Below are 18737 nucleotides of genomic sequence, written 5' to 3'. Positions count from 1 at the left end.
TCATGGCGGCGCTAGAGCCGCGCGCATGACCGGACAATTTCAACTTACCGACGACCAGCGCGCGATCCAGGAAATGGCGCAGCGCTTCACCGCCGACAACATCACCCCCTTCGCCGCCGAATGGGATGAAAAGCACCACTTCCCGCGCGATGTGATCAAGCAGAGTGCTGGGCTTGGCTTTGGTGCGATCTATGTCTCCGAGGAATCGGGCGGGATCGGCCTCGGGCGACTCGAAGCCGCACTGATCATGGAGGCGATGGCCTATGGCTGTCCCGCCACCAGTGCCTATGTCTCGATCCACAATATGGCCGCCTGGATGATCGACCAGTTCGGCGGGGCCGAGGTGAAGGCGAAATACATTCCCGACCTCGTCACCATGGACAAGATCGCCAGCTACGCGCTCACCGAACCCGGTTCCGGCTCGGACGCCGCCGCGCTCAAGACCAGCGCGAAGCTGGACGGCGATCACTACGTCATCAACGGCACCAAGCAGTTCATCTCCGGCAGCGGCTTCAACGATGTCTACGTCGCCATGGTCCGCACCGGTGAGGACAAGACCAAGGGCATCACCTGCCTGGTGGTCGACAAGGACACGCCGGGGCTCAGTTTCGGCGCACCGGAAAAGAAGCTCGGCTGGAATGCTTCGCCCACAGCGCAGCTGATCTTCGAGGACGCGCGCGTGCCTGTGGCCAACCGCGTGGGCGAGGAAGGCCACGGCTTCCGCTTTGCGATGATGGGGCTGGATGGCGGACGCCTGAATATCGGCGCCTGCTCGCTCGGCGGGGCGCAGCGGTGCCTTGACGAGGCGGTCAAATACACCAAGGACCGCCAGCAGTTCGGCCAGCCTGTGGCCGATTTCCAGAACACCCAGTTCATGCTGGCCGACATGGCGACCGATCTGGAGGCGGCGCGCGCGCTGCTCTATCTCGCCGCCGCCAAGGTGACCGACGGCGCACCCGACAAGAGCAAGTTTTCCGCCATGGCCAAGCGCCTGGCGACCGACAGCGGCAGCAAGGTGGTCAATGACGCGCTGCAATTGTTCGGCGGCTACGGCTATCTCAAGGATTACCCGATTGAACGCTTCTGGCGCGATCTCAGGGTGCATTCGATCCTCGAAGGCACCAATCAGGTCATGCGAATGATTGTCGGCCGGGAGATGCTGCGCCAATGACGGATGATGTTCTGATCCACACCCATGCAGGGGTGGGACATATGTCGCTCAATCGCCCCAAGGCGATCCATGCGCTGACGCTGGACATGTGCCACGCGATGAGCGCGGCGCTTACCGGATGGGCGGGCGACAAGGCGGTAAAGGCGGTGATTCTTGATCACAGCGAGGGTCGCGGATTTTGCGCAGGCGGCGACATCAACCTGCTGCGCCATTCCGCGCTCAACGACGGCGGCGTGTCGGGCCGTAGGTTCTTCCACGACGAATACCAGCTCAACCACCAGATGTTCACCTATGCCAAGCCGATCGTGGCGTTCATGGATGGCATCACGATGGGTGGCGGCGTCGGTATTGCTATGCCGGCGAAGTTCCGCATCGCGACCGAGAACACGCGGTTCGCCATGCCCGAAACCGGGATCGGCCTGTTTCCCGATGTCGGCGGCGGTTGGCATCTGGCGCGGCTGGGCGGACGGTTTGGGCAGTTTCTTGCGTTGACCGGCGCGCGGCTCGACGGGGCGGAATGCGTGTGGGCGGGCATCGCGACCCATTATTTGCCGAGCGACAAGCTGGCCGAAGCCAAGGCGCGGATCATCGAAAAGCCTGCGCGGATCGCGGGGATATTGTCCGAACTGTCGGTCAGTCCGCCCGAGGCGCGGATCGAGAGCAATGCCGAACGGATTGCGAAGCATTTCGCCTCGGACCGGTATGAGGACATCCTCGCCAGCCTGGAGGCCGACGATAGCGACTGGGCAGCCAAGGAACTGGCGACGCTGAACACCAAGAGCCCGCAGACCTGCAAGGTTGCGCTGCGCGAACTGGCGGAGGCGTCGACCTACACCGATTTTGCCGAGGAAATGCGCAGCGAATACCGCATCGCCAGCCGCGTGCTGGTCCGCCCGGACTTTGCCGAGGGCGTGCGCGCGGTGATCGTTGACAAGACAGGCGACCCGCAATGGAACCCTGCGACGCCGGAGGGTGTGAGCGAGGAGCTGCTCGATCAGATCTTCGCTCCATTGCCCGCAGACGAGGAATGGAAACCCCTATGAGCTACGAGACCATCACCGTCGAACAACGTGACGCGGTTACGCTGATCACCCTGAACCGACCCAAGGCGCTGAACGCGCTCAATTCGCAGGTGCTGGCGGACCTGACTGACGCCTTCGCCGCCTATCAGGCAGACGACACCCAGCTGTGCGCGGTGATTACCGGCTCCGGCGACAAGGCATTTGCCGCCGGTGCCGACATCAAGGAGATGAGCGAGAAGGCACCGGCCGATTTCTATCTGGAAGATTTCTTCAGCCCCTGGACGAGCGAGGTCGTCAAGAAGACCCGCAAGCCGTGGATCGCGGCGGTCAACGGCTTTGCGCTGGGCGGCGGATGCGAACTGGCGATGATGGCCGATTTCATCATCGCTTCGGAAAATGCCAAGTTCGGTCAGCCGGAGATCAAGCTCGGCGTTGCGCCGGGCATGGGCGGATCGCAGCGGCTCACCCGCGCCATCGGCAAGTCCAAGGCGATGGAAATGTGTCTCACCGGCCGGATGATGGGTGCCGAGGAAGCCGAACGTGCCAATCTGATCGCGCGCGTCGTACCGCATGACAGCCTGCTCGACGAAGCTCTGAAGACCGCAGCGCAGATCGCGTCGATGCCGCCGATGGCCACGATCGCAAACAAGGAAATGGTCAATGCCGCCTTCGAAACCAGCCTCGATCAGGGTCTGATCGTCGAACGGCGCATCTTCCAGATCCTCACCGCGAGCGAGGACAAGACGGAAGGCATGGCGGCCTTTATCGAGAAGCGCGAGGGGAACTGGAAGGGGTGTTGATACGCTCTTTTGCAGGTCGACAAAAATGACTTCCGAAACATTTCGGGAGCTGGAGATAAAATATGAAAATCGCCTTTATCGGGCTCGGCAACATGGGCGGCGGGATGGCCGCGAACCTCGTCAAGGCAGGGCATGAGGTCCGCGCTTTCGACCTCTCCAAGGACGCTCTGGCTGCTGCGAAAGACAACGGCTGCGCCACCTTTACAGATGCGCGCGAAGCTGCCGAAGGGGTCGATGCGGTCGTCACCATGCTGCCCAATGGCGAGATCGTAAAGGCGGTCTACAGCGACAGCGTCATTGGCCATGCACCCAAGGGCAGCGTGCTGCTCGACTGTTCGACCATCGATGTTGCGACTGCCAAGGACGTGACCGGTCTGGCCGAACGCGCCGGTTACGCAATGGTCGATGCACCGGTATCGGGCGGGATCGTGGCGGCCAATGGCGGCACGCTCACCTTCATGGTCGGCGGTAGCGATGCAGCGTTCGCGCGCGCCAAACCGGTGCTCGAAGCGATGGGCAAGGCGGTGATCCACGCGGGGCAGGCGGGCGCGGGCCAGACCGCCAAGATCTGCAACAACATGCTGCTGGCGATCAGCATGATCGGCACCGCAGAGGCGATGAAGATGGCTCAGAAGCTCGGCCTGGATCCGCAGAAGTTCTACGAGATCAGCTCGCAGTCCTCCGGCTATTGCTGGTCGTTGAATGCCTATACGCCGATGCCCGGTGTTGGCGTCGAAAGCCCGGCGGACAACGAGTACCAGGGCGGCTTTGCCACCGCGCTGATGCTGAAGGACTTGCGCCTGGCGATGGCAGCGGCAGAGGAAGCGGGCGCGGGCGTCCCGCTGGGCAGCCGCGCGGCTTCGCTCTATGAGGACTTTGCGGGCAAGGGCAACGGCGGCCTCGATTTCTCGGCGATCATCAAGACCTATTGATCGCCGCAATCACCGCAGCCAACCAATCGCGCGGGGCCTGCCTGCGCCCGATATCGGCGACGAATTCCTGACCACGCGCAACGGAGCGCAGCCTCCCGCCGGGCAGCCAGCGGTCGGGGCGGTCGTGATAGCTCAGCCCGCCCGCCTTGAGCCAGTCGGGCCACTGCCAGATACTCGGGCTTTCGCCTGGCGCGGTGAGGAGCAGGAGCGCGTCTGCGGATTTGGCGGTTCGTCCCGGCCCTGAATAAATTGTGTCATTGGCGGCGTGGAGCGCCAGCGCATGCGGATGCGCCTGCGCAGTTGCGCGCGGGCACGCCTCATGGGTTAGATCAGTGACCTGCTCTACCTCCAGATAGCCGAAAATCCGGTGGTGGGGAGGGCCGCCCGGTTCGCGGAACAGGCCGAAGAACACGAATACATCGCCGATCCCGACGCCGCGATTGGCAAGATGCGTCTGCGCCGCGCCGCACTGACCGAACAGGCAAGTGCCATCGTCGAGGAACATCGGGTCGTGGTGGCACAGATCGTCAGCGCCCAGGCGTCCTTTGCTGGCACGCGCGGCATGATCGCCCATCCCCAAATCGCCATAGGTCGTGCGCGAAGCCGCGCTCGCCGGGATCGGCAGGCTGACCGGCCTGCCGTCCACGATCGGCGAGGGACCGCCCCCGCTGGCGCTGTCGAACCCCTTGCGGCTGAAGATGATCCGCATGGGTTGTGGTCGGCCAGCCTTAGCTGCCGCCCTGTTCGCTGAGCTGCGGCGTGCCTGCCGGCGCGCAGGGACCGTCGAACGCCAGCACCGGCTTGCGTGCGGCCTGTGTTTCATCAAGGCGGCGGCGCGGGGCATAATGCGGTGCGGTCTTGAGCGTCGGATCGCCCGCTTTCGCACGTTCGGCGGTGCTGCGCAGCGCCATGATGAAACGGTCGAGCGACGCCTTGCTCTCGGTCTCAGTCGGTTCGACCAGCATCGCGCCATGCACCACCAGCGGGAAATACATCGTCATCGGATGATAGCCCTCGTCGATCAGCGCCTTGGCGAGATCGAGCGTGGTGGTGTCCTCGGCAAAACCGGCGTCGGAGAACAGCGCCTCATGCATGCAAGGGCCGCTCGGCCCGAACGGCGCTTCGAGCAGATCGTCACAGCTGCGCAGGACATAATTAGCGTTGAGCACCGCATCCTCGGCAACTTGCTTCAACCCGTCGGCCCCGTGGCTGAGGATGTAGGCGAGCGCGCGGGTGAACATGCCCATCTGCCCGTGGAACGCGGTCATCCGGCCAAACGCGTGCTTGTGATCGAATGCCTCTGCGTTTTCCTCTTCAACCAGATGGACCACACCGTCCTTGGTGCGGGCGGTGAAAGGCAGCGGGCCATAGGGGCACAGCGCTTCCGACAGCACGACCGGGCCGGAGCCGGGGCCACCGCCGCCATGCGGGGTCGAGAAGGTCTTGTGCAAATTGATATGCATCGCATCGACGCCGAGGTCGCCCGGGCGCACCTTTCCGACGATCGCGTTGAAGTTCGCGCCGTCGCAATAGACGAAAGCCCCGGCGGCATGGACCGCGTCGGAGATGGCCTTCATGTCGCGCTCGAACAGGCCGCAGGTGTTGGGATTGGTGATCATCACCGCCGCAACGTCCGGGCCCAGACGCGATTTGAGCGCTTCGAGATCGACGCGCCCTTCGCCGGTGGCGGGAATATTCTCGACCCGATAGCCGGCGAAGGCGGCGGTGGCGGGATTGGTGCCATGCGCGCTTTCGGGGACGAGGATTACCTCGCGCGCGTCGCCGCGAGCCTCCAGCGCTGCACGGATGCAGAGAATACCGCACAGCTCGCCATGCGCGCCTGCCTTGGGGCTCATTGCGACGCCGTCCATGCCGGTCAGACCGATCAGCCAGACCGCCAGCTCATTGATGACTTCCAGCGCGCCGCGGACGGTATCGACCGGTTGCAACGGGTGGACATCGGCAAAACCGGGCATCCGCGCGACTTTTTCGTTGAGGCGCGGATTGTGCTTCATCGTGCAGCTGCCGAGCGGGAACAGGCCAAGGTCGATGGCGTAATTCTGACGGCTGAGGCGGGTGTAATGCCGGATGGCTTCTGGCTCGGACAGGCCGGGAAGGCCGATTTCGTCCGCGCGCGTGAAGCTGCCCAACCGGCTTGAAGTGCTGCTTGGCACGTCGGGCAGGTCGACGCCGGTCGTCTGGCTGGTGCCGATCTCGAAGATCAGCGGCTCTTCCAACATCAGGGCGCGGTTGCCGGTGACGGTCGGTGGGCCATCCATGCCATGATCGTCCTTGGCGGGAGTGCCGGGCTTCCAGCCTGATGCGTTGGGCGTGCTCATGCGAGTTCTCCCTTCAAGGCGGCAACAAGCGTGTCGATGTCATCCTCGCTCGTCGTTTCGGTAACCGCGACCACCAGCCCTTCGTGCAACGCGTCATGGGCGGGATAAAGCCGTCCCAGCGAAACGCCTGCCAGCACGTTTTGCTCGGTCAGCTTTTTCACCACCTCGCGCGCATCGCGCCCGATCATGATGGTAAACTCGTTGAAGAAGCTTTCGTTGAGCAGTTCGACGCCGGGGATGGCGCTCAGCCTGTCCGCGGCAAGGCAGGCAAGGCGGTGGTTTTCCGCCGCCAACTGGCGCAACCCCTGTTCGCCGAGCAAGGTCATATGGACGCTGAATGCGAGGGCGCACAGGCCGGAATTTGTGCAGATGTTGCTCGTGGCCTTTTCGCGGCGAATATGCTGCTCGCGGGTCGAGAGCGTCAGCACGAAGCCGCGGCGCCCCTCGGCGTCGACAGTTTCGCCGCACAACCGGCCCGGCATCTGGCGGACGTGCTTGGGGTCGCGAACGGCGAACAGGCCGAGATAAGGTCCGCCGAATTGCAGGCCCACGCCAATCGACTGGCCTTCGCCGACCACGATATCCGCGCCCAGTTCGCCCGGCGATTTGATCGCCCCCAGCGCCACCGGCTCGGTGTTGACAGCGATCAGCAGTGCGCCCTTGGCATGAGCGGCTTCGGCGATTTCGCCAAGGTCGGGGATGCGCCCGAGGATATCGGGATATTGCACCACCACGCAGCTCGTCTGGTCGTCGATCCGCGCAATCAGCCCGGCATTGTCGGGCGTGGACTGCAGCGCTGGGAGTGCGCCTGCGATCTCGTCCTCGGTAAACTTCGCCATGGTCCGGACGACCTCGGCATAGTGCGGGTGCAGTGCGCCCGACAGCACCACGCGCTTTTTCTTGGTCACGCGCGCTGCCATTGCCACCGCTTCCCAGCAGGCGGTCGAGCCGTCATACATCGATGCGTTGGCGACCGCGCAGCCATAGAGCCGGGCGACTTGGCTCTGGAACTCGAACAGCATCTGCAGCGTGCCCTGCGCGATTTCGGGCTGATAGGGCGTGTAGGCGGTCAGGAATTCACCGCGCTGGATGATGTGATCGACACTGGCGGGGACATGATGGCGATAAGCCCCCGCGCCAAGGAAGAAAGCAGCATCGGCAGCGGCCAGGTTCTTCTTCGACAGCTGCCGCATATGCTTTTCGACCGCCATTTCGCTGGCATGCAGCGGCAGGCCTTCGATCGGGCCGGACAGTCGCGCCTCTTCGGGCACGTCGACAAACAGCGCATCGATGTTCGGCGCGCCGATCTTGGCGAGCATGGCCGAACGATCGGCGTCGGTCAGGGGTAGGTAGCGCATTTCATTCCAACCTGTCTTGCGTCCCAGCGAAGGCTGGGACCTCATGCGGTTTGGCGCGTGGCCGAACGCGGCTCCAGCCTTTGCTGGGGCTCAATGCTAGAGCGAGTCGCAGAAAGCCTTGTAAGCAGCCGCGTCCATCAGCCCTTCCAGCTCCGCCTTGTCGGCGATGGCGAGCTTGAAGAACCATCCTTCATCCTCAGGCGAGGAGTTCACCAGCGCGGGATCGTCATCGAGCGCGGGATTGGATTCGAGCACTTCGCCTGTGATCGGCGCATAGACGTCGCTTGCCGCCTTGACGCTTTCGACCACGGCGGCGTCCTTACCCTTGGACACCTGCGATCCGGTCTCGGGCAGTTCGACAAAGACGATGTCGCCAAGCTGGCTCTGGGCGTAATCGGTGATCCCGACGGTGGCGTTGTCGCCGTCGACGTCGATCCATTCATGTTCATCGGTAAAGTAACGCGGCACGGATCAGCTCCCTCTATAATAGCGGTGGGGGACAAAAGGCATTGGCGCGACCTTGGCCGCGAGACGTTTGTTGCGCACCGCCACTTCGAGTGCGGTGCCTTCGCCGGTGTGGTCGGCGTCAATATAGGCCATGGCGATGGGGTGCCCGAGCGTGGGCGAGAAACCGCCGCTGGTAATGCGCCCGACCTGGCGGTCACCAACGAAGACTTCGGCCCCTTCCCGCGCGGGCAGGCGGCCTTCGAGGATGAGGCCAACGCGCTTTTGCTCAGGCCCTTGCTCCAGCACCTTGGCGACCGGCTCGTGGCCCATCCAGCCGCCGGTTTCGCGGCGCTTCTTGGTCAGCGCAAAGGTGAGGTCGGCGCTGACGGGATCGATGTTCTCGTCCATGTCATGGCCATAGAGCGGCAATCCCGCTTCGAGCCGCAGCGAATCGCGCGCACCCAGCCCCGCAGGGCGCACTTCGATTTCGGCACATAGCCGGTCGGCGAGGCCTTGCGCAAATTCGGCGGGGACGGAGATTTCGAAGCCATCCTCGCCGGTATAGCCCGACCGCGTGACGCGCAGCGGCCACTCACCGAAGTCGTGCGTCGTCGACTGCATGAACACGAGGCTTTCGGGAACGCCGCGCATCACCCGCGTCAGCGCGGCGGCGGCCTGCGGCCCCTGCAGTGCGATCAGCGCCTGCTCGTCCATATGGGTGAGGGTTACGTCATCGGGCAGATGCTCGCGCAGATGGCCGATATCGTCCCACTTGGTCGCGCCGTTGACCACGAGGTAATAGGCGGGCTCGCCCCAGTGACCTTCAGTGCCAGTTTCCTCGTCGCCATCGATCCACGGGGTGGCGTTGGTGACCATCAAATCGTCGATCACTCCGCCGTCCTCGTTGAGCAGCAGTGTATAGCGCACCCGGCCCGGTTTGAGGCTGGCGATGGCGCCCGGCACCAGCGTCTCGAGCGCGGCAGCGGCGTTTTCGCCGGTGACCATCAGCTGGCCCATGTGGCTGACATCGAACAGGCCAGCGTGTTCACGCGTCCATTCATGCTCCGCGACGATCCCTCCGCCATGATCGGCAGCATATTGGATCGGCATGGCGTAGCCTGCGAAGGGCACCATGCGCGCGCCCTTGCCGCGATGCCAGGCATCGAGTGGCAGCGTCTGGATTTCCGTTTCGGTCTCGCTCTCAGAACTCACATGATTTCCCCGGCAGATGGGTTGCGGCCCCGGTGCGAGGCGTTTCGACCCATGCCCCCTCTGTCGGGAAACCTGAGAGACTGACGCGGGCGGAACCCGCGTTTACCCCTTCGGTGGCGACCGCCGAGGCGGTCACGCTTTCCAGAGTGTCGATAGCCCGCGCGGTCCCGTTTGCCTGAGAGTTTCCGGGGCGGTTGCTCCTTCGGCGCCGCAAGGGATCGCTCCCCCGCAGGCTCTCCCGCGCGTGCCTGCGACGGAATCGCTTCCGCTGCCGACGACGCTCCGGTGCGCGAAACCGCGTCCAGCGTCAATCTCAAATGGACGCGCCGCGTGCAATTTGCGGGGGATTTACGCGCTTGCCGGCGCTTCGTCGTGCCATTCATAGGCCAGGGGTGCCTCGCGAAATGCGAAGCGGTCGATATGGCGCTGGACGGCGCCCTTCAGACCTTCAAGCTGTTCCGGGGCACTGGCTTCGATGCGGCAGGTGAGGACTTCATCCGAAGGAGCGAGTGTCGCGACACCTTCGCCAGGCCAGTCGGCGCCGCGCGCATCGCGCGGAAAAGTGATGCGACGGACTGCGCCGTCTTCCTCGACCTTGAGGTTATGCGCCCAGTGCTTGCCTAGCTGCGCCGCATAGCGCGCGCCATTGGCGGTGGGCACGCGGGCTTCGCTTGCATAGTTCATATATTGCTCCTAATAATTATTTGCAATAAATGGGCGGCAGGGCAAAGTCCGCAAGTGCCATGCGTATGAATAATCAGCGGGCGCTCAGCCAGATCAGATACAGCGCTGCAAGGACGATCCAGCTTCCATCAAGCGTTTTCAACCGCCTGGCGCCGAGCCAGAGCGCGATCGGGCGAGCAAGGAAACCGCCGAGCACCGCGCCCGGAGCGGCCAGCATCACCACTTCCCACTGCATCGTCCCATGGGCGATGTGCCATACCGAGCCCGCGATTACGCTGACTGCCGAAAGACAGCAGGCGACACCGGTGCACAGCAAGACCGGATAATGCCTGATAAAGAGATAGAGCGCGACAAGCTCACCCAGTCCGACTGAGAAATAGGCCGTCAGCACTCCGCCGGGGATCGCCAGCAGCAGCAAGGCGATCAGGTCGATCCGCTCCAGTTGGCCGCGCTCTGGGCGCTGGCGGTTCACGGTCCATGTCGTCACCAGCAGCGCGAGGCCGAAGATGATCGAGAACGTCTTGTAGCCGATCAGTACATCGCGCCGATCGAAGATGCCGATGCGCTGGGTGATCAGCAATGTCGGCAGGGCAAGCGCAAGGACGCACAGCACGGCGGTGAAATAGTCACGCGGGTCGACTAGCGCGTCTTTCGAACCGGCAGCTGGTGCTGGTTGATGATAGAGCCGGTCCGTCCAGCGCAGCGCGCCCATGCTCATGCCAAAGCACTGGATGCCCATCGAAACCGCCGTGATCCGCAGCGGATCGAGCGCCATGACGCCTTGCTCGCGCAAGGCATTGAACACCGGTACGAATACCACCCCGCCGCCCGTTCCCGATGTGTTGGCGACGATCGCGCCGACCACGCCGATTCCGGGCAGGAACCACAGCCGATGGAGCAGGAGGAAATCGAATGGCGCCAGCGCGCAGATCACGCAATAGGCAAGCGCCAGCACCGATCCCCCCATGCGTACCATCGCGCCGGGCGGCAGCGCGCTCAGTCGAGGTTGGGGCGCAGCCACCGTTCCGCCGTTGCCAGATCCACTCCGCGTCGATGCGCATAATCTTCCAGCTGGTCACGCCCGATCCGTGCGACACCGAAATACTGGCTTTCAGGATGGCCGAAATAGAACCCGCTAACCGCTGCTGTGGGCCACATGGCAAAGCTTTCGGTCAACGACAGCCCAACGTTTCTCTCTACATCGAGCAGGTCGAACAGGATCGGCTTGAGGCTGTGATCGGGACAAGCCGGATAGCCGGGCGCTGGGCGGATGCCGCGATACTGCTCCTTGATCAGCGCGACATTGTCGAGCTGTTCGCCCGGCGCATAGCCCCACAGATCGGTGCGGACATGCTGGTGGAGCCGCTCGGCGAAAGCCTCGGCGAAACGGTCCGCCAGCGATTTGAGCAGGATGTCCGAATAATCGTCCTTCGCCTCGCGGAAACGCGCCGAATGCGGCTCGATCCCATGGATCCCGACCGCGAAGCCGCCCAGCCAGTCACCCGCCGGATCGATGAAATCGGCCAGGCACATGTTCGCGCGATCACGGCTTTTCTTGACCTGTTGGCGCAGGAAGGGGAGCACGACGTTCCGATCGTCGAGGTGCAGCGTAACGTCGTCGCCGTCGCGCGCGCAGGGCCAGAATCCCGCGACGCCCTTTGCGACCAGCCACTTTTCGGCGTTTATCTGGTCGAGCATCGCATCGGCATCGGCCTTCAGCGTTCGCGCTGTTTCGCCGACCACGTCGTCATCGAGGATCGATGGGTAGGTGCCATGCAATTCCCAAGCGCGGAAGAACGGTGTCCAGTCGATATAATCGCGCAGATCCGCCAGATCCCAATCGTCGAAGGCATGGACGCCGGGCTGGGCGGGCGGAGCAGGCTTGTCAGAAAGGAAGGCGTCGTAATAATTTGCTCGCGCCTCTTCCAGGCTCAGCAAGACACTCGGCGATTTGCCTGCGCGCGCCTCGCGCACCTTTTCGTATTCGGCGGCTGTATCTTCGACAATGCCGTCACGCTGGGTGTCCGATAACAGGCGGCTGGCGACGCCAACCGCGCGGCTGGCATCGAGCACGTGGATTACCGGGCCTGGATAGGCGGGATCGATCCTGAGCGCGGTATGCACCTTGCTGGTGGTGGCGCCTCCGATCAGCAGCGGCATAGTCATTTCGGCGCGGGACATTTCCTCGGCCACGGTCACCATTTCGTCGAGCGAGGGGGTGATAAGGCCCGACAAGCCGATCATGTCGGCCTTGTTGTCATTGGCGGATTTGAGAATGTCCGACCAGGGCACCATTACGCCGAGGTCGATCACCTCATAGCCGTTGCACTGGAGCACGACGCCGACGATGTTCTTGCCGATATCGTGGACGTCGCCCTTCACCGTCGCCATGACGATGGTGCCCTTGGACTGGTCGGCAAGCCCGCTGGCTTCTTTTTCCGCCTCGATGAAGGGGATGAGGTGGGCGACCGCTTTCTTCATCACGCGCGCCGACTTCACCACTTGGGGCAGGAACATCTTGCCGCTGCCGAACAGGTCGCCGACCACGTTCATACCGTCCATCAGCGGGCCTTCGATCACCTCGATCGGGCGCCCCCCGCCTTCAGCCCTGGCGAGCCGTGCTTCCTCCGTATCCTCGACGACATGGGCATCGATGCCCTTGACCAGCGCATGTTCGAGCCGCCGCTCGACCGGCCAGCCGCGCCATTCGGCGGCTTCCTTCTCGACCTTGGCGTCCTTGCCCTTGTAGCTTTCGGCGAGTTCGATCAGCCGCTCGGTCGCGTCGGCACGCCGCATCAGGATCACATCCTCGCACGCCTCGCGCAGGACAGGATCGATCTGGTCGTAAACGTCGAGCTGCCCCGCGTTGACGATCGCCATGTCGAGCCCGGCGGGGATGGCGTGATAGAGGAACACCGAATGCATCGCGCGGCGGACGGTATCGTTGCCGCGAAAGCTGAAGGAGAGGTTGGAGAGGCCGCCGCTGGTCTTGGCATGCGGGCAGGCGGCCTTGATTTCGGCCACCGCCTCGAGAAAGTCGAGGCCATATCGGTCGTGCTCCTCGATCCCCGTCGCCACGGCGAAGATATTGGGATCGAAAATGATGTCTTCCGCTGGAAAGCCGATAGCGGTCAGCAAGCCATACGCGCGCTTGCAGATTTCGACCTTGCGCTGCTTGGTGTCGGCCTGACCGGTCTCGTCGAACGCCATGATCACGACGGCTGCGCCATAGTCCATGCAGATGCGCGCATGGTCGAGGAACGCCTCCTCGCCTTCCTTCATGCTGATCGAATTGACGATCGGCTTGCCGGATACGCACTTCAGTCCTGCCTCGATCACCGAGAACTTGGAACTGTCGATCATTACCGGCACCCGCGCAATGTCGGGTTCGGCGGCAATCAGCTTCAGGAATGTCGTCATGGCGTGCTCGGCGTCGAGCAGCCCTTCGTCCATGTTGACGTCGATCACCTGCGCACCATTTTCGACCTGATCGCGCGCGACTTCGACCGCGGTGGTGTAATCGTCCGCCATGATCAGCTTCTTGAAACGGGCCGAGCCGGTGACATTGGTGCGCTCGCCAATATTGACGAATTGCGAGCCCGACGGGCGGGCAGTGGAACTATCTGTCATGCTCAGGCCGCCAGAATGAAGGGTTCGAGCCCGGCAAGGCGCATCGCGGCAGGCGTTTCGGGCAATTTGCGTGGTTCCAGCCCCTGCACCGACTTGGCGATGGCGGCGATATGCGCGGGCGTCGATCCGCAGCATCCGCCCAAGACGTTGACCTGACCCGCCTTTGCCCATTCCGCCACAAGTTCGGCCGTTGTTGGCGGTAGCTCGTCATATTCGCCCAGCTCGTTGGGTAGTCCTGCGTTGGGGTAGACCATGATGAGGCTATCGGCGATTTCGCTCAGTCCGCGGACGTGCGGGCGCAGCTGGGTTGCGCCGAAAGAGCAGTTGAGCCCGATGGTCAGGGGCTTTGCGTGGCGAACCGCATACCAGAAGGCTTCGACAGTATGACCGGACAGGTTCCGCCCGGAAAGATCGGTCAGCGTCATCGACAGCATGATCGGCACGTCGCGGCCCAGCTCGCGTTCGAGCTGTTTGACCGCCATGATCGCGGCCTTGCAATTGAGCGTATCGAAGATCGTTTCGACGAGGATGAAATCCGCACCACCCTCGACCAGCGCGGCGGCCTGTTCGCGATAGACGTCGACGAGGACATCCCAGTCGATTTCGCGAAAGCCCGGATCGTTGACATCGGGCGATAGCGACAAGGTCTTATTGGTCGGCCCGACCGCGCCCGCGACGAAGCGCGGGCGGCCATCCTTCGCGGCGAATTCATCCGCGACCTTGCGCGCCAGCCGGGCGCTTTCGACATTGATCTCACGCACCAGATGCTGCGCGCCATAATCGGCCTGGCTGATGCGATTGGCGGAAAAGGTGTTGGTTTCAGCGATATCCGCGCCGGCCTCGAAATAGGCGCGGTGAATGGCTTCGGGGACGTCGGGCCGGGTCAACGCAAGGATGTCGTTATTGCCCTTCTGGTCGTGCGACAGCCCAAGCGAGCCAGCATAATCGGTCTCGGTCAGCTTGCGGTTCTGGATCTCGGTCCCGAAGGCACCGTCGGTTATCAGGATCCGCTGGGCGGCAGAATCGAGGAATTTCTGGCGAACGGACATCATCCATGCTCCTTCGGGCGCAGGCCGAGCAAATGGCAGATCGCATAGCTCAGCTCGGCACGGTTGAGGGTATAGAAGTGGAATTGCCGCACCCCCCCTGCATAGAGGCGGCGGCACAGTTCGGCAGCGATGGTGGCAGAGACGAGCTGGCGAGCCTCGGGGCGTTCGTCGAGCCCTTCGAACAATCCTTCCATCCATGGGGGGATCGCAGTGCCGCACAGCCCCGCCATGCGTTGGACTGCCGCAAAGCTCATCACAGGCATGACGCCGGGGACGATCTCACCCGAAATGCCTGCGCCCGCGGCACGATCGCGAAATGCGAAAAAGCAGTCGGGCTCGAAAAAGAACTGCGTGATCGCGCGGGTGGCCCCGGCATCGAACTTGCGCTTCAGATTGTCGAGGTCGGCCTGGGCATCGGGCGAATCGGGATGGCATTCGGGATAGGCCGCGACCGATATCTCGAAATCGGCGACATTCTTCAGGCCTGCAATCAGCTCGGCGGCATTAGCATAGCCACCCGGATGCGGGGTATAGCGGCTCGCGCCGTCGGGCGGATCGCCGCGCAGCGCGACGATATGGCGAATGCCTGCTTCCCAGTAATGGCGCGCAACTTCGTCGACTTCTTCGCGCGTTGCCTCAACGCATGTGAGATGGGCGGCGGCGGGAATGCCTGCTTCGTTCTGAATGCGTACGACCTGGTCATGCGTGCGCGCACGAGTTGACCCTCCCGCCCCATAGGTAACGGAGGCAAAGCGGGGGGCGAGCGGAGCCAGCGTCTCGACGCTTCGCCACAAGGTCTCGCCCATCTTGTCGGTCTTGGGCGGGAAGAATTCGAAGCTCACCTCGATATCCCCCGGCAGGCCGGAAAACAGCGGACCGTCGAGCGCGCGTTGCGCCTCGCTTTGCGGGTCGAGACCTGTGCTCATAATACCACCTCTCGCGCTGCCGGGAGGCGCTCGCCAGTCCAGATCTTGATCACCAGTTCTCCATCATCGAGTGCGGTTGGCGGCTCCGGAGCGAAGCCCGCTGCGCGCAACATCTCGGCCAATGGCCCATCCTCGAAGCCGAGACGCGCATGGGCATGGCGGTCGCGCAAATCCTCGCGCTGGTGGGCGGCGAAATCGACGATGGCGATGCGCCCGCCATCGCGCGTCACCCGCGCTGCTTCACGCAGCGCCGAGGCCGGGTCTTGTGCAAAATGCAGCACCTGATGGAACAACACCGTGTCGATGCTATCGGCGGCAAGGGGAAGCTGTGCGAAATCGCCCTGTACCAATTCGACGCGGTTGGTAGGCAGGTGCTGGAGCTTGGCGCGTGCCACGCGGAGCATGGCGAGGCTTTTGTCGAGCGCTAAAATGTGTTCAGCATGGGCGGCGAACAACTCTGCCATACGGCCTGTGCCAGTGCCAATGTCGAGCACCCGGCCCAATGAATGCCCTGCCAACGCTTTGCTCAATGCCTCTTCCACCCGGTCGTCCGAACTGTGCAAGCGGCGTAATTCGTCCCAATCTTCGGCATGTGCGGCGAAATATTCCTCCGCCTCGGCCTCACGAGCGGAACGGATCGCGGCGAGCTTGCGCCGGTCTTCCTGGCAAGTCGCGGCAAACTCCGGATCGTGCTGTTCGGCAAGCGCCAACAGCTGTGCCAGTGCTGCTTCGACAGGATCACTTCCCGGCTTACCACTGACGGCACGCAGGAAAGTCCAGCTCCCTTCGCGTCGACGTTCTGCCAGTCCGGCTTCGCACAATATGCTGATATGGCGCGATACGCGTGGCTGGCTCTGGCCCAACACCTGCGCAACTTCGCCAACCGCCAGCTCCATCGCCGCGATCAGCCGCATGATCCTTAGCCGCGTGCTGTCCGCAAGGGCCCTAAAGATGGTTTCACTGCGCATTCCTCGATAGATATAAAGATATTCTTATATCTGTAAATCCACCATCTGCCGCGCCCCCGATAGGAATGCCGCGAGTATGGCAAACAGAATATTTACCATTTTACTCGATGCTTCGCTCGAGCCGCCCGCTGGCGGAAGGAATTGTGGTCGTAGCGAAAGGATGACGCTGCGCCGGCCGAGCGAGGAATTGAGCGAGCAGTGTCGACAGCGCGCAACCATTATCTTTTGTACAATTGTCGGGCGTCGAACAGGTGAGGCGCCCGTTCCCCCTCGATGCGGAGCAGGAACGCTTCGTCGCCGATATCCTGTCCTATATGACACTGGAGGAGAAGCTCGGGCAGCTCGCCGTTCTCGTGGACGCACCGTCCGGACCAGATGAGGAATATGCCGAAGCGGTGGCTAGTGGGCGGATCGGCGGTATCGTCGACATTCCCGATCGCGATACCGCGCGGGCTTTTCAGCGCCGGGCGGTAGAGGAAACCCGACTTGGAATTCCGCTCATTTTCGCGACATCAGGGCGCGTGAGAACTGCAGGTGCACCAAAACCCTCCGGTTGGAGCCGTGCCGCAAGCTGGGACATCGAGACTGTCGAAGCGCTTGGGCACGAAGCGGCGGGGGATGCGCTATCCAGTGGGTCGCGCTGGCTGCTCGGGCCGAAGGTGGCAATCGATCGCAAAGTTGTGGCTGACGAGGCGGCGATCTGTGCCGCCGAGCCGGTGCTATTGGCAGAATTGTCTGCCGCATATGTACGCGGTGTCGGCAGCTATTCGCACAGTGGTGAGCCCAATGTGCTTGCCGGGCTACAATGCCGTCATGCCGGCGGCGATAGCGCAAGTGAAACCGATCCTGCCGTACTTGAACCGCTGTTCGCAGCGATCCGCGAGGATTGCCTCGCAAGCCTGCAACCACAACCTCCTGCATTGGCGCGCTTTGCGGGTATCGCGCTTGGCCGGTGCCGCAATATTCTCGAGGCTACGGGCGGACCGCTTGAATGGACTGTTGACGCCGCCGAGACGGCGATTGCCCAGGGACGATTGAACGAAGGCGAAGTGGAGGATGCCGCACGTGGTGTGCTCTCGGTCAAGTGCGCGCTCGGCTTGTTTCGCGATCCTTATGCTGGCCTCACGGGTGAAAATGGCGCAGATGGCAATGAGTCAGCTGTCGGCGGGTTCAGGCAGGCGGAAGACAATCTCGCCCGTCGAGCCATGGTGCTGTTGCGCAATCGCGGTGCGATCCTCCCGCTCAGCCAGGACTTGCAGCGTATTCTGGTCGTCGGCGGGCCCGGGGGCATCGCCGATGGCTGTCGTGAGGGGCTGGAAACCTTCGGCATCAGCACCAGATCTGTGCCGGGTCTGGCGCTGCGCGGAGAGGGTGAAACCTATCATGACATGGGTGAGCATGATCCGTTTGCGATCGCGCTGTCCTGCGACGCGGCACGCCGCTCCGACGTGGTACTGATGGCGCTTGACGAGTCCATGTTCAGCCATTCGGATGGACGCCTGCCACGCCCGACAGAACCTGTGCTTTCGCTCATCAAGGCGCTGGGCAGCATCGGGCGACCCATCGTCGCCATCGTTGCGAGCGAGCATCCGGTCGATCTGGGTGTGGCGGCCGAAGCATTCTCGAGCATCGTATTCGTCTGGCGGTCGGCGCTGGATTGCCCGATCGCGCTCGCCGAACTGTTGAGCGGCGAATTTTCACCCAGTGGACGTCTACCTGTTGCAATCGCCAGCGAGATTGAGGCCGCAAGCTTCCCCTTCGGCCACGGCCTGGGGTATTCCGAAACGGTGTTTTCGAACTTCACTCTGGATTACTGCGACAGTGCAGTAACTGCGGAAATCCGCGTGCATAACCCTGGCGAGTTCGCTCTGGTCGAGACAGTCCAGCTTTATGCTGGCGCTGCCGTCTCGAAGGACATCAGGCTTGCGGCGTTCGAGCGCGTCAACCTTGACCCAGGCGAAGCGCAAACGGTGCGTTTCGAGCTCGGTATGAAGGAACTCGGCTTACTAGGGGCGGATGGGCGCTATCGAGTAGAAAGTGGTCTGCATCGGATTGCCATCGGCAAGAGCGCACAGCGTGTTCTCAGCCGAGAAGTGGATATCGACGAAAGCTATGCCCGTTCGATCATGTTGGGCCGTCCGGTTCGCGGGCGCGTGCGTGCAACCGGAACCATGGACCGGGCGTGACTGCCTGACAGAG

The 18737-nt window shown here is 63.0% G+C and carries 16 protein-coding genes and 1 riboswitch; of the genes, 5 read left to right on the top strand and 11 right to left on the bottom strand.

What is annotated here, in order from left to right; genetic code table 11:
• Positions 1-25: 25 nt before the first annotated feature.
• The 4 genes from GRI58_RS03490 (at position 26) to mmsB (ending at position 3925) form a co-directional block, all read left to right on the top strand.
• Positions 26-1171, top strand: a complete 1146-nt coding sequence (locus GRI58_RS03490) for an acyl-CoA dehydrogenase family protein (protein WP_160752179.1) — start codon at positions 26-28, stop codon at positions 1169-1171.
• Entirely contained in the window at positions 1168-2214 is a 1047-nt protein-coding gene (locus GRI58_RS03485) for an enoyl-CoA hydratase/isomerase family protein (protein WP_160752178.1), read from the top strand. The genes GRI58_RS03490 and GRI58_RS03485 overlap by 4 nt, the downstream gene beginning before the upstream one ends.
• Positions 2211-2993: an enoyl-CoA hydratase-related protein gene (locus tag GRI58_RS03480; protein WP_160752177.1), complete on the top strand. Its 783-nt coding sequence runs from the start codon at positions 2211-2213 to the stop codon at positions 2991-2993. Before GRI58_RS03485 ends, GRI58_RS03480 begins: the two co-directional genes overlap by 4 nt.
• A gap of 62 nt (positions 2994-3055) precedes the next feature.
• Entirely contained in the window at positions 3056-3925 is an 870-nt protein-coding gene (mmsB, locus tag GRI58_RS03475; RefSeq protein ID WP_160752176.1) for a 3-hydroxyisobutyrate dehydrogenase, read from the top strand.
• Here mmsB and GRI58_RS03470 read toward each other — a convergent pair.
• The 11 genes from GRI58_RS03470 to GRI58_RS03420 all read right to left on the bottom strand — a co-directional run bounded on the left by GRI58_RS03470 (position 3912) and on the right by GRI58_RS03420 (position 16538).
• Positions 3912-4634, bottom strand: a complete 723-nt coding sequence (locus GRI58_RS03470) for an Nmad3 family putative nucleotide modification protein (protein ID WP_160752175.1) — start codon at positions 4632-4634, stop codon at positions 3912-3914. The two genes, mmsB and GRI58_RS03470, sit on opposite strands and share 14 nt — an antisense overlap.
• Positions 4635-4653: 19 nt before the next feature.
• Positions 4654-6264 (bottom strand): aminomethyl-transferring glycine dehydrogenase subunit GcvPB, encoded by a 1611-nt coding sequence (gene gcvPB / locus GRI58_RS03465; protein ID WP_160752174.1) that lies wholly within the window; start codon positions 6262-6264, stop codon positions 4654-4656.
• Positions 6261-7622, bottom strand: coding sequence for an aminomethyl-transferring glycine dehydrogenase subunit GcvPA (gene gcvPA, locus GRI58_RS03460; RefSeq protein ID WP_160752173.1), 1362 nt, complete (start codon positions 7620-7622; stop codon positions 6261-6263). The genes gcvPB and gcvPA overlap by 4 nt, the downstream gene beginning before the upstream one ends.
• Before the next feature lie 96 nt (positions 7623-7718).
• Positions 7719-8090, bottom strand: a complete 372-nt coding sequence (gene gcvH, locus GRI58_RS03455) for a glycine cleavage system protein GcvH (RefSeq protein ID WP_160752172.1) — start codon at positions 8088-8090, stop codon at positions 7719-7721.
• Between the two features lie 3 nt (positions 8091-8093).
• Entirely contained in the window at positions 8094-9281 is a 1188-nt protein-coding gene (gene gcvT, locus GRI58_RS03450; protein WP_160752171.1) for a glycine cleavage system aminomethyltransferase GcvT, read from the bottom strand.
• Between the two features lie 152 nt (positions 9282-9433).
• Positions 9434-9532, bottom strand: a riboswitch (glycine riboswitch).
• A 97-nt stretch (positions 9533-9629) separates the two neighbouring features.
• On the bottom strand, positions 9630-9965 hold the full coding sequence (locus GRI58_RS03445; protein WP_160752170.1) for a DUF2218 domain-containing protein: 336 nt from the start codon (positions 9963-9965) through the stop codon (positions 9630-9632).
• Positions 9966-10038: 73 nt separating this feature from the next.
• The gene (locus GRI58_RS03440; protein WP_160752169.1) at positions 10039-10986 is read right to left on the bottom strand and encodes a TSUP family transporter; all 948 of its coding nucleotides are present in this window, start codon (positions 10984-10986) and stop codon (positions 10039-10041) included.
• Complete coding sequence (metH, locus tag GRI58_RS03435; RefSeq protein WP_160752168.1) at positions 10962-13595, bottom strand: methionine synthase; 2634 nt, start codon at positions 13593-13595, stop codon at positions 10962-10964. The genes GRI58_RS03440 and metH overlap by 25 nt, the downstream gene beginning before the upstream one ends.
• Before the next feature lie 2 nt (positions 13596-13597).
• Positions 13598-14644, bottom strand: a complete 1047-nt coding sequence (locus GRI58_RS03430; RefSeq protein WP_160752402.1) for a homocysteine S-methyltransferase family protein — start codon at positions 14642-14644, stop codon at positions 13598-13600.
• The gene (metF, locus tag GRI58_RS03425) at positions 14644-15570 is read right to left on the bottom strand and encodes a methylenetetrahydrofolate reductase [NAD(P)H] (RefSeq protein ID WP_160752167.1); all 927 of its coding nucleotides are present in this window, start codon (positions 15568-15570) and stop codon (positions 14644-14646) included. The genes GRI58_RS03430 and metF overlap by 1 nt, the downstream gene beginning before the upstream one ends.
• Positions 15567-16538: an ArsR/SmtB family transcription factor gene (locus tag GRI58_RS03420; RefSeq protein ID WP_160752166.1), complete on the bottom strand. Its 972-nt coding sequence runs from the start codon at positions 16536-16538 to the stop codon at positions 15567-15569. The genes metF and GRI58_RS03420 overlap by 4 nt, the downstream gene beginning before the upstream one ends.
• A gap of 251 nt (positions 16539-16789) precedes the next feature.
• Between GRI58_RS03420 and GRI58_RS03415 the strand changes: the two genes are divergently transcribed.
• Complete coding sequence (locus tag GRI58_RS03415; RefSeq protein ID WP_160752165.1) at positions 16790-18724, top strand: glycoside hydrolase family 3 C-terminal domain-containing protein; 1935 nt, start codon at positions 16790-16792, stop codon at positions 18722-18724.
• The last annotated feature ends 13 nt before the right edge of the window (positions 18725-18737 follow it).

The sequence above is a fragment of the Qipengyuania algicida genome (genome assembly GCF_009828025.1).
GTDB lineage: Bacteria > Pseudomonadota > Alphaproteobacteria > Sphingomonadales > Sphingomonadaceae > Qipengyuania > Qipengyuania algicida.
This window is presented reverse-complemented; position numbering and strand designations above follow the sequence as displayed.